Source organism: Aminobacter sp. DSM 101952 (genome assembly GCF_001424795.1).
Classification (GTDB): domain Bacteria; phylum Pseudomonadota; class Alphaproteobacteria; order Rhizobiales; family Rhizobiaceae; genus Aminobacter; species Aminobacter aganoensis.
The window spans coordinates 265,028-286,478 of record NZ_LMCL01000003.1; the positions used below are offsets into that span (position 1 = coordinate 265,028).

General features: G+C 60.6%; 18 protein-coding genes and 1 pseudogene. 5 read left to right on the plus strand and 14 right to left on the minus strand.

Annotation, left to right across the window (positions count from 1 at the left end; genetic code table 11):
- Positions 1-5: 5 nt before the first annotated feature.
- Genes ASC75_RS05835 through ASC75_RS05865 form a run of 7 tightly spaced genes read right to left on the minus strand, consistent with a single transcriptional unit; the run spans position 6 to position 5,225 of the window.
- Complete coding sequence (locus ASC75_RS05835) at positions 6-785, minus strand: FRG domain-containing protein (RefSeq protein WP_244487763.1); 780 nt, start codon at positions 783-785, stop codon at positions 6-8.
- Positions 782-1,942 (minus strand): hypothetical protein, encoded by a 1,161-nt coding sequence (locus ASC75_RS05840; RefSeq protein ID WP_156381119.1) that lies wholly within the window; start codon positions 1,940-1,942, stop codon positions 782-784. Before ASC75_RS05840 ends, ASC75_RS05835 begins: the two co-directional genes overlap by 4 nt.
- On the minus strand, positions 1,939-2,283 hold the full coding sequence (locus ASC75_RS05845) for a hypothetical protein (protein ID WP_055971588.1): 345 nt from the start codon (positions 2,281-2,283) through the stop codon (positions 1,939-1,941). Before ASC75_RS05845 ends, ASC75_RS05840 begins: the two co-directional genes overlap by 4 nt.
- Positions 2,283-2,885, minus strand: coding sequence for a 7-cyano-7-deazaguanine synthase (locus ASC75_RS05850; protein WP_055971591.1), 603 nt, complete (start codon positions 2,883-2,885; stop codon positions 2,283-2,285). The genes ASC75_RS05845 and ASC75_RS05850 overlap by 1 nt, the downstream gene beginning before the upstream one ends.
- Positions 2,882-4,063: a nucleoside 2-deoxyribosyltransferase gene (locus tag ASC75_RS05855; RefSeq protein ID WP_055971593.1), complete on the minus strand. Its 1,182-nt coding sequence runs from the start codon at positions 4,061-4,063 to the stop codon at positions 2,882-2,884. The genes ASC75_RS05850 and ASC75_RS05855 overlap by 4 nt, the downstream gene beginning before the upstream one ends.
- Complete coding sequence (locus ASC75_RS25880; protein WP_156381120.1) at positions 4,060-4,458, minus strand: hypothetical protein; 399 nt, start codon at positions 4,456-4,458, stop codon at positions 4,060-4,062. Before ASC75_RS25880 ends, ASC75_RS05855 begins: the two co-directional genes overlap by 4 nt.
- 56 nt (positions 4,459-4,514) lie before the next feature.
- The gene (locus tag ASC75_RS05865) at positions 4,515-5,225 is read right to left on the minus strand and encodes a hypothetical protein (protein ID WP_055971599.1); all 711 of its coding nucleotides are present in this window, start codon (positions 5,223-5,225) and stop codon (positions 4,515-4,517) included.
- 756 nt (positions 5,226-5,981) lie between these two features.
- On the opposite strand from ASC75_RS05865, the gene ASC75_RS05870 reads away from it, so the two are divergent.
- From ASC75_RS05870 to ASC75_RS05885, 4 genes are all read left to right on the plus strand, one after another.
- The gene (locus tag ASC75_RS05870; protein WP_055971740.1) at positions 5,982-7,787 is read left to right on the plus strand and encodes an AAA family ATPase; all 1,806 of its coding nucleotides are present in this window, start codon (positions 5,982-5,984) and stop codon (positions 7,785-7,787) included.
- On the plus strand, positions 7,784-9,544 hold the full coding sequence (locus tag ASC75_RS05875; RefSeq protein ID WP_055971601.1) for an ATP-dependent helicase: 1,761 nt from the start codon (positions 7,784-7,786) through the stop codon (positions 9,542-9,544). The genes ASC75_RS05870 and ASC75_RS05875 overlap by 4 nt, the downstream gene beginning before the upstream one ends.
- Before the next feature lie 399 nt (positions 9,545-9,943).
- Positions 9,944-11,095: a hypothetical protein gene (locus ASC75_RS05880; RefSeq protein ID WP_055971608.1), complete on the plus strand. Its 1,152-nt coding sequence runs from the start codon at positions 9,944-9,946 to the stop codon at positions 11,093-11,095.
- A 1,101-nt stretch (positions 11,096-12,196) separates the two neighbouring features.
- Positions 12,197-12,406, plus strand: coding sequence for a hypothetical protein (locus ASC75_RS05885; protein ID WP_156381121.1), 210 nt, complete (start codon positions 12,197-12,199; stop codon positions 12,404-12,406).
- 222 nt (positions 12,407-12,628) lie between these two features.
- Here ASC75_RS05885 and ASC75_RS05890 read toward each other — a convergent pair whose 3' ends face one another.
- From ASC75_RS05890 to ASC75_RS05900, 3 genes are all read right to left on the minus strand, one after another.
- The gene (locus ASC75_RS05890) at positions 12,629-15,403 is read right to left on the minus strand and encodes an autotransporter outer membrane beta-barrel domain-containing protein (RefSeq protein ID WP_162244896.1); all 2,775 of its coding nucleotides are present in this window, start codon (positions 15,401-15,403) and stop codon (positions 12,629-12,631) included.
- A gap of 364 nt (positions 15,404-15,767) precedes the next feature.
- Entirely contained in the window at positions 15,768-17,021 is a 1,254-nt protein-coding gene (locus tag ASC75_RS05895) for an MFS transporter (RefSeq protein WP_055971617.1), read from the minus strand.
- Complete coding sequence (locus ASC75_RS05900; protein ID WP_055971624.1) at positions 17,018-18,538, minus strand: FAD-dependent oxidoreductase; 1,521 nt, start codon at positions 18,536-18,538, stop codon at positions 17,018-17,020. Before ASC75_RS05900 ends, ASC75_RS05895 begins: the two co-directional genes overlap by 4 nt.
- A 44-nt stretch (positions 18,539-18,582) precedes the next feature.
- On the opposite strand from ASC75_RS05900, the gene ASC75_RS05905 reads away from it, so the two are divergent.
- Positions 18,583-19,080 (plus strand): MarR family winged helix-turn-helix transcriptional regulator, encoded by a 498-nt coding sequence (locus ASC75_RS05905; protein WP_055971627.1) that lies wholly within the window; start codon positions 18,583-18,585, stop codon positions 19,078-19,080.
- An 18-nt stretch (positions 19,081-19,098) separates the two neighbouring features.
- Here ASC75_RS05905 and ASC75_RS25885 read toward each other — a convergent pair whose 3' ends face one another.
- The 4 genes and pseudogenes from ASC75_RS25885 to ASC75_RS05920 form a co-directional block, all read right to left on the minus strand.
- Positions 19,099-19,314: a hypothetical protein gene (locus ASC75_RS25885; RefSeq protein WP_156381122.1), complete on the minus strand. Its 216-nt coding sequence runs from the start codon at positions 19,312-19,314 to the stop codon at positions 19,099-19,101.
- A gap of 296 nt (positions 19,315-19,610) precedes the next feature.
- Positions 19,611-20,543, minus strand: a complete 933-nt coding sequence (rbsK, locus tag ASC75_RS05910; protein WP_055971630.1) for a ribokinase — start codon at positions 20,541-20,543, stop codon at positions 19,611-19,613.
- Between the two features lie 29 nt (positions 20,544-20,572).
- Positions 20,573-21,139 carry a nucleoside 2-deoxyribosyltransferase gene (locus ASC75_RS05915; RefSeq protein ID WP_055971633.1) on the minus strand — a complete coding sequence of 189 codons (567 nt, stop codon included), beginning with the start codon at positions 21,137-21,139 and terminating at the stop codon, positions 20,573-20,575.
- A 59-nt stretch (positions 21,140-21,198) separates the two neighbouring features.
- Positions 21,199-21,451 (minus strand): annotated as a pseudogene (locus ASC75_RS05920) (aldehyde dehydrogenase); the annotation flags it as partial.

The following is a 21,451-nucleotide window of genomic DNA, read 5'->3' on the forward strand; positions in this document are numbered from 1 at the left end:
ATCCGTCACCCGATCATCGGAGTGCCAATGCCGATCCTTTCGATGTAGCGCCACTTCAAGGTTTCGCAGAGACCGCCGATATCCGGATAGATGTGACTTTGATCGATGCCCATCTTGAAAAGCGTTCGCCGAAATCTCGACCGCATACTGGCTGGAATGATGAACTTGTCGGCGTTCTTAGGCAGCCATGGCTTATCCGGCCGATTGTGGACAGAGAACAGGCCACGCTGATTTACAATACGCGGAGCCGATTTTGCTGGAACTAGGAACATCACGCGATCGATCGAGAAGGGATCCGGATTCTTTACCGGATCTACAATGTCCTCGGACGGGATATTGACCGCATGGACGACGGCATTTTCGTTTTGCTTTCCACTTGAGATCGCGAAATAGCAGGCAACTAGAGGGTTCGTGGTCCAATCCAGCAAGCGAGTTGGAAGTCCATGGTGCTGGGCGACCGCAAGCCAATTCCAGTCACCTACGACGGGAAGTTGGAACATCGGTCCCGCAGATTGCTGGAAGGCTCGAAAGACCCTTTCCTCGTGTAGGGTTGAATACACGGCAGGCGGTCGTCCGACGGTCGGAATGAACTCGTGGGTTTCCGAGCCGCACCCCCGAAAGACCCGCATGGGGTGTGCTTTTGCATCGACAAACTCGATGAACTTGATCCACCGGGCCTGCGTATCGCGGACCATCGCCTCATATTCCGCAGGTCCTGGCGCACCATGCGGACGCTTCTCGACCGCGCGAGGCAATGGTTTTCGAGTTGGTCGCATCGCAGTCATGGTGATGGGCTCCGCATAGCGTGATAGAGAGCGCTGGGGAAGTCGCCTGCTATCCGCGATGCAGGAAACCACAGTTGGACCGTCCGACGATCGCGCTCTGGCCAGAACACCACCTTTGGCTCTCCTATAAGCTCACGTATTTCTTCACTGATCGAGGGCCTCTCACTCGATCCGATGATGAGCAGGTCAATCGGCCCTTCCGCGCGGATCTCCCCGTCCCAATCTATATACGTAAAAGCCGTCGAGCCGCCGAAGCTCTTAATCAGGATTTCAGTTTGCATGACGAGCGACTTCGCTTCGAAGCGTCCGACACCAAGGAGTCGCAGATGATCACCATCCTTGTGGCTGTGGCGAAGATCGGACAGCTGCTGCGGTGGAAGTAGAGGTAGCCGAGCATCCTCGACGAAATAGGCAATGCTTCGTGCTGCGAAGTCCGCCGCTTCCACAGGCTCCATTCCAAGCTCGCCCCATGCATGTGCGAAGGCCGCGGCGAGAACATCCCCTACGCCAATGCGGAAATAGCTTTCGGCAGCGTAGCTCTTTATCGGGATCGGAGACCCGTCGAAAAATACCTGAAGCCCTCCCAACCGGTCCTTGGTCAGGATGATCTGCGGAGCAGGCTTGCTCTCGAAAACATTCTGCGCTGCCGCTGCGAGATTATCATCGGTCCGGGGTGCGTCGTCCAGGCCGCCAAAACCGAAAAGCTCCTCCTCAGAAAGGATCATCGCTAGTCTGTCAGCGGTCGAGCCATTCGCGTGGAATTTCGCGTAAGAGTTCTGTGGGTCGTAAACAACAGTACGGCCCTCGACCTTGGCGGTTCCCTCCATAAACCCAAAACGCAGAACGACGTCGCCGTTCAACGTGAGGGGCTCCTCTTGCTCCGTATCGTCGGGCATATCTGGAACAAACGACTTCTGCAGCGTATCGAGATACTCGAAGATCAGCTCGTGTCTGGAAAGAACCAATTGCCCGACAATTCCGAAACTAGAGAGGGTCGCCTCGACGTCCCTTTTCCAGACATTCGGCACATACGTGTGAAGCACCGTGCCTTCGGACAGCCCACTGGCCGCTATGGCTGCGCGCATTCCCGATCCAAACAGGCGCTCCCATTTCGGATACTGGCAGCGTTCAAGATACGTACCGCCGGCGATAATCATGCTCGTATGACCTCGACAGAGCATCGAGTGGCTGAAGCAAACTCAACAACCGCGATGTAACGTGCTCCGGCTTCCACGCAGGCGATCAACTGCGCGAGGCCCTGAAAGGCTGCCAAGGTCCCGACGATCCCGCCGCCGTTTGTCACGCAAACGAGGCTGCGCCACTTTCCATTTTCAGAGATTTGGACGAGCAGTGCGTCGCCGATCACAAGGCCCCTCACCTGGTCCGGCCTGACCCCAACAAGGTCGACATTGAAACGAAGGTCACAGCCGTCTTCCAATACGACCGGCCTCCGGCTCGTCGCGGCCTGGCGGACGCCCTTAGGTGCATACCCTCCCATCAGGCAGCTCCTCTCTTTGGACGTGGATAGGTCATCTCCACGCATTCGCGATGCTTAAGGCAGCCGTTGCACTGGCCACATGCATATTCATGGACATGGCAGGAAAAGGTGAGGCCGATCAGGCCGTAAGGAAAGCCTGACGTGCGTAATAGCGTCCTTGTTGACATCCGCCGCGCCGGCGCCGTGACCCGCACATGTCCTTCCTGTAGCGAAAGGGTACGATCGAGGGATTTCAGAAAGGGCGCCTTTCCATCAGCGTGCTGGTCCGTTGACACTGAACCAAGGATTATCTCCCTGACCCCCATAGGCATGAGTTTCATGGCCGCGAGTGTCACCAGCATCTGATTTCTATACGGCCAGAATTCCTCGGCAGACGCGCCTTCGGCTGCCACCTTTGCCGCCATCGAGCCCGATCCGAGCGACGAGAGGTTTGCGTGGATTGTGCGGTGTTCGAGACCGATCTGGCTGCACAATGCGGAAGACGCTGCGATCTCGCCTCTGGCTGCGCGCTGGCCGTAGTCGATCGTGACGCAGATCTCCGGCCTAAGCCACCATGCCAGCGCAGAAGAGTCTAGCCCACCCGAGAACAATAGCGCCCTCACCTCAGCGAGCTCCAGATCGCGCCATAAATTGCTGTGGTGAAATCGTCGGTAATCGTGCAGCCCGTTCCCTCTAGCATGGTCAGACTCTCCGGTCGCGGTGCCTCCGCGAGCGCCACAACCGGAATCCCGAGATTTCGAGCATACCCAACCTCGAACAATGTCCCTGCGTCCTCTCCGTCGATAACGGCGAGGACCGTGTTACACGACCGCAGTCCATCCAGGTCTTTACCCGCGATGTAACCGGAGCCACCATAAGCGCCCACATCGTGAATTGGCGAGAACGTGTCCCCACCGAGCATCGTCAGGCAGCCACGCATCTCGTCGACGAGCCATCTCTGCGATAGCGTGAAGAAAGGTGCGGCGATGTATATTCGACCAGCTGTTTCTCCACCCGCATACGGAGCCAGATCCTCAAGCCCTTCAAGCGAAACTTGTGTTCCGCGCGTCGACACATAGCGGGCAACTGCGCGCGAGGCGAAGTCGGCGGCCTTCGCCGCCGGCCATTCGCGTTCGCCCCAAAAGTGAGCGAAGACGGCGCTGAAGATGTCGCCTGAGCCCAGCTTGAAGACGGTTTCCGATCGATAGGCGGGGATTCGTATGTTGCCGCAAGGCTGCATGACCACAGCCCCAAACGGGCCGCGCTTGACCACAATGACGTCGGCATTGAAGCGATTGCGCGCGAATTCGTAATTCCAGATGTCACCGCTGCCCGCGCCATACTCCAGTTCGACCTCATTGAGTACCACAGCGAGTTCTTTCGCTGTCGAGCCATTGGCGTGAAAAAGGAGGGCAGCCGAAGGGTGCTGAGGATCGTAGACCGCGCGCCTGGCGCTTACGACAGCATCGCCCTCGACCATTCCGAACCGCAATATGACATCTCCACTTGCAGAAAGTGGAGGCAACGGACTGTCGGCCGCTCCGACGAGTTCCGATCTGGAGAGCGGATGGAAGTAGTGGAAAGCAATATCGGATGTGATCTCCCTCAGATCCGTCGTCACCGCGAATCCGTGCATGGTCTGCCGCATATCCTCTGCCCAACCGGCATAGGCATGGGCCACGAGGTGAGAACCTGGGGAGAGCGCAGACACCGCCACGGCGGCGCGCCCGGCCGATCCAAATATCCGCGACCAGTGCGGGCGCACGCATTCCTCACGATAGACGCCACCGACAATAATCATGCCGTACGACCACCGACAACGTGGCAATGACCTGGGCCGAGCTGAGTGACCGTAACGACGTACTTCACTCCACCTTGGAGGCATTCCAGGAAGTTTGCGTAGTTTTGGAATGCGGCGAGCGCGCCAACGATCATCCCGTCGGGTCTGATCGCTACTGCAATTGGATGCCGATCCGCAAATTCAGTGCCGACCCGGAGAACATCACCCTTTGCTAGGCCGGAAAGCGCAGGAACGCGTATTCCTTCCAAGTCCGTATCAATGTGGATATCGCATCGATCAGTTCCCTCAACTCCGCCCAGACCAAATACTGCAGCATCTTTGCCAGCCTTCGGTTTCGGCGCGCTCGAATTCTCGGCACGTTGACGAATACTCTTCGGTCCGCTCTTACCAGCCATCGAATCAAGCCTCCCAATTCCAACATTAGGAGATCGCTCGATAGAAGGTAAACGGGTTAGCTGAATAGTATACGCATATCCCGCCACATAATGGCGTCAAGAAGCGACGCCCTCACCTGAATCGCCCTCGCGAAATCGAGGAATTTCTTTTCGAGGACTTCGTAGTCTTTTGGCAGGCGATAGTTTTCAGGGAACAACCCCATAAGTGTACCCGCCCGAAGAACATGAACGTCAAGGATGGCGACATCATCGCTCCCCAACCAATTCCTGACTATCCAGGATGCCGTCTTCGGTCCAACGCCAGGCAACTCCATCAGCTGTTGGCGGAAGACCTGATGATTGTCGGTCCGCGGCGGGCGCTCGCGGATCGCATTCAAAGAAACATAGAGCCGATCAGCCCGCTGCCGAGGATAGCGGTATTTGTGCCGCTTCCCCTCTACCAGCAGCGGCATGCTGAGCAGTTCCTCGATCTCCTGGCGCGAAGGGACCGGATCAGAGGAATAAACCCCGGCTTCATAGAGGTGTTCCCATGCGGCGCGATTGAGCTCCATCTTCACGCCGTATCCGCCTAGCAAGCAAAACGCCAGATCTTCGACCAGCGGCGTGCCTTTTGGGCTGACATAGTCTTCAGGATCGTCGGCTTCGAACTCTGCCATCTTGGCCCAATACGCTGGGCTGCCTGCCCAACCACTCAGACCAAAACGTACACCCGGCACGACTTCGTCATCGGGAAGGAAACGAGGACCGGATTTCAATGTAGCGTGCATAGCTAGAATCTTATATGCAATGCATATGAATAGCAAGATTCCAGACCTTGCTCGAAAGGTCGAGAGCAAACGACGCGAGACACTGATGTCTCAGGCTGAGCTTTCGAACCTACTGAAAGTCCACCAAGGCCATTTGTCGAAGATATTGGCTGGAAAAGCGCCAATTTCAACGAAGATGCGCCTGCGGATGTCAAGTCTCCTGAGCGCTTGGCCACCTTCGGCGTCGAGCGACCCCGCCCTGGAACAAGAGCTCCTTAGGGCAGTCCGCCGATCAACGGAATTTCGGGAGTTCATTCGAGCAGCTCTTAGAATGCATATGGCTTAGTATCAGGCGATGCATTGTTTGATTGCTCCCGCCTCGGCAACGAGGCATCCCACGGCGAGCTTATTTATGAGACGAAAGTCCTGGGATAATCGATGTCGTCTGCTGTGAGTCGCAGTCTTTACGGCCGCCTTCCTCACCGGTTGCGCAGAGGCGCCTGTACGCCGCGGCTCTACTAGGAAAGTGGGCCGCAGTTGACCTCCGTCGCCTCGGAGCGCTCGCGTGCCTTCCCGGTGCGTGCCATTACTCTTCTCGGCGTAGCCCGTGGCACCGTGCCGGCGGCGATCCAGGCTCGAGGTTGAGCCAAGGCTTGCAGCAACTCGCAGGCATTCGCGAGCCTCAAATTGTGCGCACGGTTGTTCTTGCCTTTTGTGCCGTTTCGATCACCATTTGAAGCGACGCGACCCCGGTCGCCGAAAAAGCGAGTGGGGAAAATGCGCGTTGCCAGGATAGTATTGCAAAACTTCCGCGCGTTTTCGTCACTCGACGTGAATATCACCGATGATCTTTGCTGCATCATCGGCGAGAACAATACAGGGAAGACCGCGATCCTTCGGGCGGTTCAGATCTGCCTGGACAATTTGCTGCCGTCGAGCTTTCGCTCGCTATTCCGCGAAGACATACATTCCGGGATCGATATCACCCACCCCAACCAGGTTCTGATCGGCATCGAATTTACCGGCTTCGAGGGGCGGGTAAACGAGGAAGCGTTGGTCAGCACATGGAAGACCGCCGCCGATCGCGCGCGGATTTTCTACCGATTTCGACCGCGCCCCTCGGTGCGCGAACAGCTGGCCAGTGGCGACCTGCTCCCTGGCTCCCTCACACTCGAAGACTACCAATGGGAAATCCGCGGGGGTGGTGATCCGGCGGTCGACCTTACGAATATCACTTGGAATGACGAGGGAATCGGTGAAGCAGTTAGGTTCGCCGACCTCCAATCCTATCTCCTCGTTCACCTGCCGGCGCTCCGCGATGTGGAAAATGACCTGCGCAATCCTCGCCAGTCGCCTCTTATCCGCCTGATCGAGGCCTTCGAAATCGATGCCGCGGAACAGGCGGCGCTGATCGCGATCCTCGACGAGGCCAATCAGGCCATAGCTCAGTCGCAGACCATCGCTGAAATCGCCGGAGCGATCGACAAAAGGTTCAAGTACGTGTCCGGCCCGGCGTTCGAAATGGACGCCACCCTCGGGCTCTCTGCGGCAACCTTTCGCGCGATCATCCGCAATCTCAAGATAATCTTGTCCGACCTGTCGCTTAGCTCGTTTGAACCCGGTCGCAATGGTCTGGGAATGAACAATATCCTCTATGTTGCGATTCTGCTCGAATATCTCCAGCGGCGGATCGCGCTCGACCGCTCGGCCGGCCAGCTGATCCTGATTGAAGAACCTGAAGCCCATCTGCATCCGCAGTTGCAATTTTCGCTGATCTCCGCACTGCGCGACATTGGTGTACAGACGATCCTCACCAGTCACAGCACGCAGGTGACATCGCGAGTTCCCTTGAGCAGCATAGTGTCGCTAACCAAGCGTGAGGATGCGACGATTGCGGCGGGCAATTTGGCGCATAATTCAGCGCTCAACGACAATGAGATCGCGGACCTTCAGCGTTATCTCGACGCGACCAAGAGCAGCCTGCTGTATGCCCGAAAAGTAATGCTGGTCGAGGGACCGGCCGAGATGTTCCTGATCCCGGCGATGATCGAGAATGTCTATGGTGTGCAGTTGGAGCGACTCGGCATCTCTGTGATCGCGATTCACGGCGTCCACTTCGACGTTTATGCCAAGCTTTTCCGATATGGATCGCTCGAAAAGAAGTGCGCGATCGTAGCGGATGCTGATCTGATACCATCAGACGCGGATAGCTTTGATCCAGAAACTCATGCTCCCGACCTAGTGGCGCTTGAGGGGGCGTTCGTCTCAGTGTTCGCCGGGGCCACAACCTTCGAACGCGAGCTAGTCTCGGTCGGCCGCCTGCCTATGCTCATCGAGACCGTTCGGGCGCTTGGCGCGCCGCAAATTCTCGAACAACTCGAGAACGGGCTGATCGATCTCCAAGTGGGCGGAATGGGCTTCGCAGAGGAAATTGCGTTGCGCGTCGAACTCGGTCGGCTCACGCTCAACACCGCCAGGCGGTTCGGCAAAGCACGCTTCGCCCAGGTCGCAGCGCGTTATGCGCATCTGGCGGCGGACTTGCCGACGTACATCGACGAAGCCTATCAGTGGCTCACTGAATGATCCCGCTCACTCCCGAACAGCGCACCGCCGTCGAGCATGATGGTAATCTCCTCCTGACCGCGTGTCCCGGGAGTGGAAAGACACGCGTCATCCTAGCCAAACTGCTCGCGCTGGCCGACGCGGTCGTTGGCACGCCGCAGTTTGTCGCCTGTATTACCTATACTAATGCGGCGGTCGATGAGATTGAAGCTCGGCTCCGGACCTATGGAGGCAACGCCAGCGCCGACAAGTGCGAGATTTCGACTATCCACGCCTTTTGTCTCGAATTTATTCTGAGGCCCTACGGCTGGCTAGTTCCTGAGGTCCCGCGCGCATTCCAGGTGCTCACGCGCGAAAATCCAATATTCGAACAGATCGTGACAGCGGTGGAAGACGCCTACGGGCGTCAAGCGACCGCACGTACGTTCGACGACTATGAGGGACTACGCATCAATGTCGACGGTGCAGCCTGTGGGCAGGGGCTTGAGGGCGGCATCGTCACGCCGGAGTCAGCGGCACTCTACTGGGAACGTGTGCGAGACCATCGCTGTCTCGATTTCGCGATGATCCTCTATTACTCTTGGCGAGTCCTTGCTGCGCATCCGTTTGTTGGGCGCGGTATTGCCAGCCGCTTCGCCTGGTTGCTGATCGACGAATTCCAGGACACGACCGATATACAGCTTGCGATTATTGGCAAGCTTCAGAGTTTCCTGCACACGCGATTCTTCCTTGTCGGCGACCAGAACCAATCGATTATGAGATTCGCGGGCGCGCGGCCAGATCTCGCGGACCAGTTCGGTCAGCACATCGGCGCCCGTCGCGATGCCTCACTTACCGGTAACTTTCGCTGCGGTCCGGCGATCGTCGCGGCGGCGCGTACACTTATCCCGACCATGCCCGCCATGCAGTCGGCGGGCGCCGCGAGCGAGCTCAACGCCAGCGTGAATTATGTTCATGTGGCGCGTCCGCTCGATGCCATCACCGACTATTTCCTGCCGGCTTTGCAGGCAGCCGGCATTCCCTTGGGCAAGGCTGCAATTCTCGCGCCGTGGTGGACCCATCTAATCCCCATCGCGCGAGCGCTGCGTGAGTTCGATGTGCCCGTCTTCGGACCCGGCGCTCGCCCATATCGACGCCGCCGTCTCATTGCCGGGCTTGCGGAGCAGTTAGGTGCATGCGCGGTGTCCAGCGACTATCTTGGTCTCCCGGGTGTCGAGCGGGCCATATTCCGTCTGATCGGAGATTTTACTGGCGCCACGCGCCACGATATCTTCAGCTACGTGGGGCGGCGCACCGCCCTCGGCCTGATCTATCGCGCCCGTGCCCTTGCCGATGACCACCCCGGCGGTGTCAACTGGTTACGCGCCATCGCTCGCGAAGTCGGCGATTACTTGGAACGCGAGGAGTGGCTTCCCGCAGCCGCGAAGCCATCGCTCATCGATTCCGCCGAAGTGATGCTCACTGATATGCGCGCAAACAGGGTCGATCTCGGCAATCTGTTGATCTCGGATATGGGGCTGTTCGCCAATCCCGCCGAAGCGCTCAAGTTGATCACGCTCCACAATTCGAAGGGTCGCGAGTTTGAGGGCGTGGCTTTGGTCTGCATGAACGACGGCAGCATTCCGCACTTCGCGACCTCGACGCAGGAGCAATATGATGAGGCCCGGCGCTTGTTTTACGTCGGGCTCACGCGTGCGAAACAGGTGCTAGTCGTCGCCTCCGATGCCTCGCACCATCGCAATCGTCCGACACCTTTCATCGCAGATGCGGGACTCTGATCGCCGATCCAGATCGAGGCGATTTGGTATCCGCCAATTCTCAAGACAACACTGAACGTCAGATTTTAGAATTTGCGATACCCGCCGAACGACTGAGATGAGGGCGCATTGGAGTTCGTCTCTTGCTGACTCCGTCGCAATCGTTCTCCGAGCGCTGCGTTCTTACATCCGTACCCGTACGGGGAGCTGTCGCGTTGCGGCTGACTACTTTGGCGAGCATGGTAGGTGCTTGACCGATACCGCCATGCTTGGCATACAAAGCATGGCCCTATACGCGGGCCGGTGTGCCCGCCACGCAAAGCTCTGTCAGCGTTCAAATTCTAAGAGTGTCACTCCATGCCACAAGGCAGGGTCTGGCCATTAGCGGGCACATGGTCAGATCATTCCAGGATATGGATAATGACCGAAACAAAACAACTTCGCAGACTTAAAGTCCTGGCCAAGCGATACGCCCGCGCCAACAGGATCGCGCAACATCAGGCTCTCGACCTGATTGCAGGGGAACTGGGTTTCCCTCACTGGAACAAGTTTATCTCCGCCAGCAAGAAGGGTTGGCAGGCCAATTCCGAACAACTGGCGGGCGTCGAGGCCTTCGTTCGGCGTCCCCTTTCAGCGGCAACCTTCCGGAAGGCTGATCCGGAAGCGATGAGCCGGCGCTTCGCACACCTCGAGCAAGCCGAACATGGCATGATTGGCAATCATGCATATCGGCTTCAAGAGCTTCTTCACGACGTCATCATCGCAGGGGAAGGATGGAGCATCAGGGTGCCTGAGAACCCTGGCGCGATCCCGATTGTTGAGACATTCACCGAACAAAATGGCGAATGCCCTGTCCTTGACCCCGAATTCCTGGAGACCGCACTCAGTCTGGCCAGACACCGGGCTGCTCAGGTTCGCGGGGATATCTCTGTCGATTGGCCCCGACGATCAACAAAACCTGACCTTGATGGGGTGGTTCGCCACCCGTTGGGCCGCGGCGAATCTGATGTGTGGTTCTGCCTGCATTGCGATGGAAAGATCACCGGCACCCAGATCGCCCAAAACCTCTGGCATTGCCCGGGTTGTGGGGCATCGCCTCTCGACATCTTTGACGAGCCGTTCTGGTCTGATGATGGGGGCAAGTCTTTCCTCCCAGTCAAAGAAGACGTCGCCGTGGAACGAGACGAACCCAACTTTCGGATTGTCGATGGCAGACCCAAGCTCGACCTGAATGAAGAGAAGTTCATTCTCCTCATCCGCAGTGCCTTACTTGATGACGCGACCAACATCAGCGAGAGGCTAGGTGCTCTTCTCGCTGAGATCAGTGTCGATGACGAGAATTGCGCCTGGATTGCTCTCGAGGCGGATTTGTGGCCGGAGGACAAGGAACCTGTTCAGGCTTTGGCAGTATCTGCGCTACTGGGTCTCGAGGTTGAACTCGAATCAGTCTGGTCCACGATCCCTTTCGCCTGGCCGGGCCTAGGCGAGATTACCTCGAGCACGACTGAGTATACGAAAATGATGCTGGACACCTACGCCCAGCATGGCGGCTCACCGGATAGGAAAGCGTAGGCATCGCAAATCCTTTTACGACCAACGTTCTTGCCCAGAAAAACATCAACGGACAAGCGCGTTGGTCGCGACCGCCCGCCCTGCTTTTGAGAAATCGTAGAACTTGATCCAACGACCGGAATGAAGGCGCAAAGCCGACATCCATCGCTCTGCCAGAAGGAATGTCCACCATGTCACTGCTGACTTGGGCAAACATTGCCCGGCGGCATTCTTGCCTGCAGTAAAATGGCCAGACACTAGCCTTGACGTGGCCCGCAGATCTGGGCACACAAGTGATACACAAATTGTGGCAAGCGGCTTCGAAACAACGAATTTCCGAGCAAGATCAATGATCTAGTCAGGATGCAGTCTTTGTCTGGCTGGGAATCCAGGTTCCCCAGCCATTCTTACTTAATCACCCAAAATCAGCTATTTAGATGAATTCACCGGACGAAATGTCGGCAAATTCTAGAACAGCGTTTTTGGCTTCGTTGGCCGCCCGGCAAGCATCATCACGCTATACGTGCATGATGGCGCCGAAACGCCATCATAGGACGCATTGGGCCGCGCAAGGCCACAGGTTGCGCAGGACGCCATGGCCGGCGTTCCCCGGTATCATGTTGCTGGGGCGTTTTTGGCGCTGTAGCGCTCTCTAGTGGGGTGCCTGCGAACAGCATTGCTGCCGCCCTGCCGGCTCAGGTTTGCAACATCAAAGGCAACGTTAGCCAGAACAACGGCCAGCGCATCTATCATGTGCAAGGGCAGCGTTATTGCGAGGAAACGCGAACCTCGCAATCGCAGGGCGAACGCTGGTTTTGCTCGGAAGCAGAAGCTAGGCGCGTGGGATGGCGCAGGTTGAGGGTGTGAGCCACTAACCGATATTCATCCGGCAATATGCTGCTGTCGCTGCAGCCAACACGCAGGCGACCGATGCAAGCCCCGCTACAATCGCTAACCAGTGGGTGCGCCCTATCCAATTATTTGTCTTAGGGTCCCAATGCGGCCAATGATCGTTTGACTCGATCACTCTGGGATCGACGCTCTCATAGAGCGCGTAACGCAGCGTCCAGTTGATCCACACCGCAAAGCCGAAGGCCAAATCCAAGATATGAGGCCAGTTACGTGTCGTTGTGGCTCCTTCAGATCGCGCTGGGACTTCTGCCACTGGCGATCGTGCCTCTGCTCGGTGCCGTCGTCGCCACCGGGGTGGCGACCATGCTGTCGGCCGTTCTTTCGGGGATCATCTCGATCGCCGTCGCCGTTTCCTATGTCGAGCTGCGCTACGTCAAGGAAGGCGCCGACGTGAAGGAGCTTGCAGAGATTTTCGCGTAAACTCGCCAAACTTTTACGGGCGGCAGTCATGGCCTTTGGCATTGCGATCACGGCGGATGTCGCCGTTCGAATTGCTTCCGTCTTCGCTCGAAACCTGCCGTTCGTTCAGTATTTCCAGACGCAGAGCCATGGCCGGCGCTGACAGTCAACTTCGCCAGCAGGCTGGTAGACGACATACGCAGTCACCTAGCCAAGGCGCGGCCCAGCCGTTGCCGGGTCCTCTCAGAAGTTCATGGCAAACCCGACCGTTCCCTTGATGCCATAGCTGCCGGCGAAGCTGGTGGAGCCAAGCGCCTCTCCATGCAGGGCATATTTGCCGTCGGCCCACCGATAGGTTCCGCCGAAACCGAGTTCGCCGCCAAAACGCTGCGCTGCGAAAGACGTATCCAGGCCTGACACCATCACGCTTGTCCCGTCGAGGAACTCGTAGGTCAGGTTGGCGATACCGTAGACCTGGGTTCCGGCCGGCCCTTCTTCATAGTTGGCGGCGATGCCGATACGGCCCTTCAGGCTGTCGCCGTCCTTCAGCGAGACGATCGCGCCGAACCGGTCGGTGAAGCTGTCGAAGTCGACGGACGACCAGGCAAGCTGCGCCTGCGGCGTCAGCGACCAGCCGTCGCCCAGCGCGACTTTCCGGCCGGCCTCCAGGCTCAGCGCATGGCCGCTGCCGTGAATGCCGTCACCGACCCTGCCGATGCCGGCGGCATCCAGGTCGCTGCGCAACATGGCTATCTGCGCCTGGCCGTCGACATAAAAGCCGTTCTCGCCATACCAGCTCAGCGTCGCGCCGATGCCGTAGCTGGTGGTCGAGTTGGATCCGTCGCCGAGGCCGGAGAAGATGTCGGCGCTGGCGCGGCCATATTGCGCGGTCAGCCCGCCCACCCACATGCCCGCAGCATTGGCGGCCAGCTGGCCGTCGAGGCCGGCCTGCAACAGCGAGCCGGTGGTGTCGAAGGCGGCGTCGCCGCTGGTCGAAGCGCCTGATTTGACGCGGCCATGCGCGCCCTCGATGCGCGCCCAGATGGCGCTCGGAGTGCCGCCGCTCGGCGCAGCACCGTTCAGCTCCGTCCAATAGCGAGCGCCGACGCGTTGCTGCAGGGTCGGCAGCTCGACCATGCCGAGCAGCAGCTGCGGATAGCTCTCGTAGACCGGCAAGGTCGGCGCCAGGCCGGACGAGCGCAGATACCAGTCGCCGTCGGCGGGGTCGGCAATGCCGTTGTGGTAAAGGCCATAACGATAGGCACCGGCGATGGCCGGCCCGGCGAGCGCGAAGGCCTCGGCATCGGAGGTGCCATCGACCTGGACGATACGGATGCCGTCGGCCGTGGTCAGGCCACCCGTGCCGCCGACATTGATGACGCTGACCAGCGTGGCGCCACTGCCACGAATGCTGTTGCCGGTGATGACGAGCAGGTCCGTCGGCGCGTTGTCCGTGCCGAGCTCGGCCGCAATCTCGAGCGCACCGCCATTACCGGTATAGTCGCCGGTGACGGTCAGCGTCGTGCCGGGAACGCGGCCGAACGTCATGCGACCGGCGTTGTTCAGCGACGCGACAACCTGATCAAAGCCGTTGAGCGCAAGCGTGCCGCCACCGAGAACCATATGCGCCGACCCGGCGCTGAAGACGTTCGCAGCCCCCGCCGCCAGCACTCCAGATGCAACCGTCGTGCCGCCGGCATAGCTATTGGCGCCGCTCAAGGTCAGCGTACCCAGACCCTCCTTGGTCAGACCACCGACGCCCGTCATTTCGGGGGCGATGCCGATACTGTAGCCGTTGGTATCGAAGATACCGCCAGCGGCGCCAAGGGTGACCTGTTGAGCACCATAGTTGCGGAAGAACGTCGCATTGTTGTCGATTGCCCGGATGATGCCCCCGTCCATGGTTACATTTGCCGTGCCCGCGCCACCGCGGAAACCACTGGTTTCCAGAACCCCGCGCGCACCTGGGGTGCCCAGCACATTCAGCGTGCCGCTTGCCGTGGCATTCGACATGCCGAGATAGACGCCGCTATGCGCAAAAACCCGGGCGCCGTCTTCGATGGCCATGGCGCCGACGCCGTAATTGCCCAAGGTGAGATTGGAGCCGGTCATCTCCCAGGTCGACCCAGCGCCTGTCACCGTGACGCTGCCGTCGCCACCGGGATTGGCGCCCACATAGCCCTGGTTGCTGATCACTCGGGCGCCGTCCTCGATCCGCAGGACGCCTTGGCCGCCCAGGCCGATCGTAAGCTGGTCCGTCATGGTCCAGGACCCGCCCGATGTCAGCAGCGCCTCGCCATATCCGCCGACGCCGACGATTGCGTCGTTGCTCGAGACAGTGGCGCCGTCGGAGACGGTAATTTGGCCCTGACCGAAATTGCCAATGTTGATCCGGCCGTTCGTCACGACGCGGCCGCCACGGGCAACGTTCAATGTGCCGTTCCCCTCATCGCCGATGTAAAGGTTGTTTTGCTGGGTCCAGGTCGAGGCATTGCCCTGTCCGTCGTTGCCCGACACGGTCACGACACCGACGCCGCCCGGGCTGGCGCCGATATAGCCGGTCTCGCTGCTGACGCGCCCGCCCGCCAGGACATCGAGCGTTCCATTGCCAAGCTGCCCGATGACGACGTCACCAACATTGTTCCACCATGAACCTTGGCCGGAAACCGTGACCGAACCGGTGCTGCCAGTCTCATAGCCGACATAGCCGCCGCTATCCGTCACCACGCCGCCATCGAGAATGTCGAGGGTCCCGGTGCCCTGACCGCCGACATGGAGAAGATCCGTGTTGGTCCAGGTGGAGGCATTGCCTGCGCCATCGCGCCCGGTGACGGTGACTGCGCCATCGCCGCCGATATTGCTGCCGACCGAGCCCTGCCTATTGGTCAGCGCACCGCCATTCAGGATGGTCAAGGCGCCAATGCCGGTGCGGCCGATCTCCAGATCGTCACCGCCGGTGATGCTCGTCGGGTCCGAAGGATCGGCGTCGCCACTCAGGATGACCTGCTGGGCCGACACTGGCGCACTCGCCAGCATCAAGGCCAAAGGCGCGACAACCATAGACAAGCGACGGGACGGTTGGAAAGCCCCGGATGGGCGGCGATTCATCAACATCGAAAACCAAAATGATTCAAACACTAAGCAACGTTTGAGAGCTTTATGCTTAACAGTTCGATAATTTACCTCTGTCGGCGCAATCATAAATCCGTGGGCAAACGGACCTTGGTCAGACGGGTCCGCATCGGAGGCGAACTATCAGGAACCGCCGTGACGACTGTCGAGTGGGAGTCATCGCCGTCTCGCAGCCTTCGCGCGACGATGCCGAGTTGATCGACCGTACGTGGTTCCGCACGCACGGCCGGCGAGATCCGCGATTGCATCATCATCCTGGTGGCGCGGGTGTCCCGGTCTCGGAATCGCTTTGGCGGGGAAGACGGGTGGCTGCGATGACGGCTCCGGTGATCGCGATCGCCACCACCGCGCCGATCCACGCCCCATAGAGGCCCAGCCCGACGATAAAGCCCGCCATGACCGGAGAAGCGATATCCGTCACCGCGACCAGCGCCTGGCCTGTTCCCATGACCACCCCCTGCCGCTCGGACGGGACATGGACCGACAGCGCCGCGAGATAGGTCGGCTTTGCAAGGGCGTCGGCGGTGCTGATGCAGAGCACGGCAAAGGCGAGGACGGGAATGGTGCTCGCCAGTCCGGCAGTGAGGAAGCCGATGCAGAAAAGGGCGAAGATCAGGATGATCAGCCGGCGCTCCGAGAAGAACCGGCCGAGCAATCCGAGCAGGAAAAGCTGGACGAGAATGTTGATCACACCGTCCGCCGCGATGATGTAGGCAAATTCGCGCGGCCCGAGAGCGTGGCCGTTCCAGACAAACCGGTCGGCAAGGTAGATCGGAAGCTGCGAGGTATACATTCCATAGGCGAAGAAATGGCACAGCATGACGATGACGAGCACGCGGATGACCGGATGGCCAGTGATCGCCCGCAACGAAATGCGCTCGCGATCGGGTTCGTCGGTGGCCTGTCGCACCACCTTGCCGCCTTTCAGGCCGAACGTCGTCACGACGACGCCGGATGCCGACAGGGCGAGCGCCATGTAGATCGGGGCGGTCAGCGAGATATCGGACAGGACGCTTGAAAGTCCTGCGCCGACGATCGCGCCGAGACCGAGTGCGGCGTTCACGACGCCGATCGCCTGGCGTCGGGTCGTCGGCGAACTGTTGTCTGCGGCGTAGGCGGCCGCAGCCGAGAAGTTGCCCGCAGTCAGTCCGAACAGGAAGCGCGCCAGGAGCACGGTGAAGATACTCTGCGCAAGGGCGAGCAGGAGCAGGCTGACGACCGCCACGACCTGGCTGGCCAAAAGCACCCGCCTGCGTCCGAAACGGTCGGAAAGCTGGCCGAGCAAAGGCGATGCGGCGGACAGGCTCAATGCTTCGGTGGCAAGGACGATGCCGAAGACCAGCGGACTCGCCCCCATCTCACGCAGATAGAAAGGCAGGACGGGCAGAACCGCGCCGATGCCCGCGGCATAGAGGGTGACTATGGCGAACAGCGGCAGCATCAGCCGCCAGTCGAGCCTGTCCGACAGGCCGGCCTCATGCTTCGAACATATCCCGGCGCTCACTTCGTTTCCTCTTCGAGCGGACCGACGCCCACGTGGCCCAGATATCTTTCAAGCTTCGCCGTCCGCTCTGCGCCAAGCATCAGGAACGCGCCGACATAGCCGTCCGGGCGGATCAGCACGCCCTCGCCCGGCGCCAGTTCGTAGGCATCGCGGACGTGCCCCCAGGCGTCGATGACGTCGCCCTGCGGGCCGATGTGGCGGACATGCAGCCCAGGCCTTGGCCCGACCATCTCTCTTTCCCCCTCATGGACGAGCAGCGTCCAATGCGTCCCCCGGAACAGTTGGAACAGCCGCGACGGCTGGCCCGCCGCACCCATGATCGGGGCGTCCGGCGCACGGTCGCCCGGACGCAGACTGCCGCTGCGTTCAGCCAGTTGCCTGGAAAGCGGCGAGTCCGGATAGCCGATATCGAGCTGGCGCACCTCTCGCCCCCGGCGCATTTCACCCTGCTTCTGCGCATCGAGCAGCCGGGACGCGAGGCCGAGCATCAACTCTGCCACCGGCCGCCGCTCGAACTCATAGGTGTCGAGCAGGAAATCTTCGCCGCCGCCGAGAACGGCGGCGAGTTTCCAGCCGAGATTGTAGGCATCCTGCACGCTGGTGTTCAGGCCCTGGCCGCCGGTCGGCGGATGGATATGGGCGGCGTCGCCGACGAGGAACACCCGTCCGACCCGGTAGCGATCGGCAAGCCGCGCGCTCATTGCATAGGCCGAAGCCCAGTAGACCGAATGCACAGGTATGTCGCCGCGCCCTGTCCGCTCGCCGATCATCCGTGCCAGCCCTTCGGCCGAGAGGTCGGCTTCGCCGTCGGGCGGAATCGGCGCCTGAAGCTGGAAGAGATCGGTTCCGGCCAGCGGACAGATCACGACCATGCGTTCCATGTCGCCGTCGTTGAACTGGTGCCAGGCATCGCGGTCCAGCCCCGTCAATTCCACATCCGCCACGATCGCCCGCACGCCCAGCGTCTTGCCGGGGAAACCCACGCAGAGCGCGTCCCGCACGAAGCTGCGGCCGCCGTCGGCCCCGACGAGATAGCGTGCGCGAACGGTTTGCCCGCCATGTGGTCCCGCAAGGCGGGCCATGACGCCGTCGGCGTCTTGCTCGACGTCGACCAGTTCGCATCCGAACTCGACCTCGTGGCCGAGCTCGCCCAGCCGCTCCCGCATGATCTCCTCGGTGCGGGATTGCGGGATCATCAGCGCGATGTGGTAAGGCTCGGCCGGCGTCGGATCGGGCCGCTCGCCGATGTCCTTTTCGGTATGGCTGCCGTCACTGCGATACGCGCGCACCGGCGGATAGATGCCGCCGGCGGCGACCACCTTGTCGAGAATGCCGAGGTCCTCGAATATCTCCTGCGTCCTCGGCTGGATGCCCTTCCCGCGCGAGCCCCGGAAGGGTCCTTCCCGCTTCTCGATCAGCCGGAAGGAAACGCCGCGCCGCGCAAGCTCGATCGCCAGCGTCAGGCCGGATGCCCCCGCCCCGCAGATGAGCACGTCCGCAGTGAAACCGTTTGTCATGGTCGCCTCCTTATGTGTATTATGCACATAGTAGGAGATTCGGAATGCCGTCAAGAAAAAATGTGAAAAATACACATATCGAGAGCCGCCAGATTCGTGAGCTCCACGGTGCACTGGTCGAAATCGTCAGCATCATGAACAGGCCCCAGCGCGACGAGAGCCTGGTGCGCGAAGCCGGCATCTCGCTCGACCGCGCGCTGTTTCCCCTGCTGGTCGGCATCGAACGGCTGGGGCCAATCGGCATCGTGGACCTCGCCGACCGCGCCGGTCGCGATTACACCACCGTCAGCCGCCAGGTCGCCAAGCTGGAAAGTCTTGGCCTCGCCGAACGCCGGCAGAGCGCGGCCGACCGCCGCGTGAACGAGGCCGTTGTCACCCCGAAGGGCAAGGCGATGACCGACAAGATCGACGCCGCGCGCGAGAGGAACGCCCGCGCCATCTTCGCGACCTGGGATGCCCGCGACATCGATGAGCTCATCCGGCTCATGCGCAAGTTCGCCGATTCGGTGAACGACGAACCGGAGAGCCCCGCCGCGCCCTGATTTTTCGCGCAACTCCCTCTACAGCAGAGCACATGCGCTATTTCTCAGGAAGAATTGTGGGCGGAAGCCATGCGCAAATTCGCGGCTGCGCGGCAGGTTTGCGGCAGCAATGAACCAAAGTCGGGCGGGCGGCACGACATTACGGGCACCTGTTGCGAGGATGGGATGGTCGTAGCCGCAGCGGCTGCCGTCGCCGAGAATGATCTGGTGGCTCGTCCGGGAAATCTCGGCCACGCGGACAGCTCGGATCGTAATGTCGAGCTGTGCGAGCAGACTGGCAAGTCGAAGCACGAGAGCTTGCACGCGGTACGTTCAGCATGTCGTTCTCAGGTATGCTCGGATTCCCAAGCGAAACTGCTGTTTCCTCGACTTGCACATGGCAAGTCCCGCACGCCATTGCCCACATTCTCCGATGCCATTTACGGAGCCAGGATGACCGAACTCCTTCGCAACCAATGCGGACCGGACCGCGCCGCCAAAGCCGTTCACCAGCTATCGCTGACCGATCCGCTGTCCAACCGGCCTGATTTCTATCCGTTCGCGCGGAGAAAAGCGTCGATTTCCGCGCGTGTCGGCATGGACGGCGCCGTGCCGGGCTTCTGCACCGACAGCGCGGCGACCGCCGATCCGAAGCGAATTGCCTCGAGCGGTGGACGGCCTTCGGCGATCGCGACGGCGAAGCCGCCGTTGAAGGCGTCACCGGCGCCGGTGGTGTCGACAACCTTCGCGACGCGGAACGCCGGCACAAAATGAGTGCCCGCCGCGCCATGCAACAACGCGCCCTTCGATCCCAGGGTGATCAACGCATTGGAGGCGCCAAGCTCGACCAGGCGGGCAGCAGCGCGCACCGCCCCCTCGTCCGTGCTCGTATCGATGCCGGTCAACGTCGCGGCCTCGGTCTCGTTGGGCGTCACGTAATCGCAATGGGCGTAGATCGACGCCTCGACGGGGAGTGCCGGGGCAGGATTGAGGATGGTCGTGACGCCATAGCTTCGGGCCAACCGAAGCCCTTCAATGGCAGCCTCGATGGGCTGCTCGAACTGCGTGACGAAGACCTTTGCGCCGGAGATCAACTGGGCGGCAGCGCGGACATCTGCGGCGCTCAGATTGGCGGCAGCACCGCTTTCGATGATGATCGCGTTGTCGCCGGTCTCGGAGGAGACGAAGATGAACGCGGCCCCGGTGGGCGCGGTCTCGTCGATCAAGACGTGGGAGGTGTCCACTCCATCGCCAGACCAGGCCTGCCGCGCCATTTCACCAAAGGCATCCTGCCCGACGCGGGTGATCATGGCCGAACGCGCGCCGGCGCGCGCTGCCGCGATCACCTGGTTCGAGCCCTTGCCGCCCGGCCCCATGGCAAAGCCCCGGCCAAGCAGCGTTTCCCCGATCACCGGCAGACGCTCGGCCTTGAAGGCCAGGTCAGCGACAAAGGTTCCAAGCACGACGATATCGGCACGATCCATCAGAATACCTCCCAGTTGCAACGCGGACCTCAGAGCAGGAATTTGGCAGCCGCCTGCCTCAGGCATTCCTCGAACGCCTGATGGTCCGTGTACAGCTCGGCGGGCGCGACCTCGCGCGTGATGACCATGCCGCCGCGCGCCTCGATGCCGCCGTCCAGCATGAGGTTGTCGACCATGTCGAAATCTTCCACCGCCAGTCCGTCCGGTCCGCGCGGCCTGCCGTGGGCATCGGGCTCGATACGGCCGTCATGCAGGCATGAAACCCGTGCGTAATGGTCGCCAAGCACGTTCGAGAATGCATAGGCCGGGCAGCCGCGGGCGCACATGAAGCCAAGCTCGAAGGCCGTGCCGACATCGGCAGCGACGCCGCGGAACGGCGTGAGATTGGCGATGATCATGTCGGCGCTCATCATCAGGCGCTCGTTGATCGAACTGATGGCCAGCCCCTTTGCCCTCTTGGTATCGGTTGCCGGTACCTCGAGGTCGCCCGGCGAGACCGGGACGAAGCCGTAGCGCCGGGTCAAATCGATCTTGCGGTCGAGCACCTCGCGGGCGTTGGACAGGAAGACTTCGGGGCCGGCCAGGTAGATTTTCATCGGTAATCGTTCTCGTTCTGAAGAAATGACAAAAGCCCGGGGCATCAGGAGCTCTATGCTCAATCGCCATAGGGCACCCAGACGTTCTTCACTTCGACGGCACGGCGGAGGAAGGCTTCGCCTTGTGCGGTTGGCCAGTCGAGGCTGCGGCCGTGGCCGGTCCAGACGCGCTTGAGGTTGCCGACAGATTCGGCTTCCGCCCTGGCGCAGACCTCGGCTTCGGCGATGACCCAGAGGCCGTCGACGTCGTCGTGCCTGGCGAGCACGGTGGTCAGTTCGGCGGTGTGGCCGGTGACGATGTTGATCGCGCCG

Bases quoted from the DNA above. Each gene is read 5' to 3' on its own strand.
- ASC75_RS05915 (WP_055971633.1), bottom strand. From the start codon at position 21,139: ATGAAAATCTACCTGGCCGGCCCCGAAGTCTTCCTGTCCAACGCCCGC.
- ASC75_RS05880 (WP_055971608.1), top strand. From the start codon at position 9,944: ATGACCGAAACAAAACAACTTCGCAGACTTAAAGTCCTGGCCAAGCGA.
- rbsK (WP_055971630.1), bottom strand. From the start codon at position 20,543: ATGGATCGTGCCGATATCGTCGTGCTTGGAACCTTTGTCGCTGACCTG.
- ASC75_RS05870 (WP_055971740.1), top strand. From the start codon at position 5,982: ATGCGCGTTGCCAGGATAGTATTGCAAAACTTCCGCGCGTTTTCGTCA.
- ASC75_RS05855 (WP_055971593.1), bottom strand. From the start codon at position 4,063: ATGATTATTGTCGGTGGCGTCTATCGTGAGGAATGCGTGCGCCCGCAC.
- ASC75_RS05845 (WP_055971588.1), bottom strand. From the start codon at position 2,283: ATGGGAGGGTATGCACCTAAGGGCGTCCGCCAGGCCGCGACGAGCCGG.
- ASC75_RS05865 (WP_055971599.1), bottom strand. From the start codon at position 5,225: ATGCACGCTACATTGAAATCCGGTCCTCGTTTCCTTCCCGATGACGAA.
- ASC75_RS05900 (WP_055971624.1), bottom strand. From the start codon at position 18,538: ATGACAAACGGTTTCACTGCGGACGTGCTCATCTGCGGGGCGGGGGCA.
- ASC75_RS05840 (WP_156381119.1), bottom strand. From the start codon at position 1,942: ATGATTATCGCCGGCGGTACGTATCTTGAACGCTGCCAGTATCCGAAA.
- ASC75_RS05835 (WP_244487763.1), bottom strand. From the start codon at position 785: ATGACTGCGATGCGACCAACTCGAAAACCATTGCCTCGCGCGGTCGAG.
- ASC75_RS05905 (WP_055971627.1), top strand. From the start codon at position 18,583: ATGCCGTCAAGAAAAAATGTGAAAAATACACATATCGAGAGCCGCCAG.
- ASC75_RS25880 (WP_156381120.1), bottom strand. From the start codon at position 4,458: ATGGCTGGTAAGAGCGGACCGAAGAGTATTCGTCAACGTGCCGAGAAT.
- ASC75_RS05875 (WP_055971601.1), top strand. From the start codon at position 7,784: ATGATCCCGCTCACTCCCGAACAGCGCACCGCCGTCGAGCATGATGGT.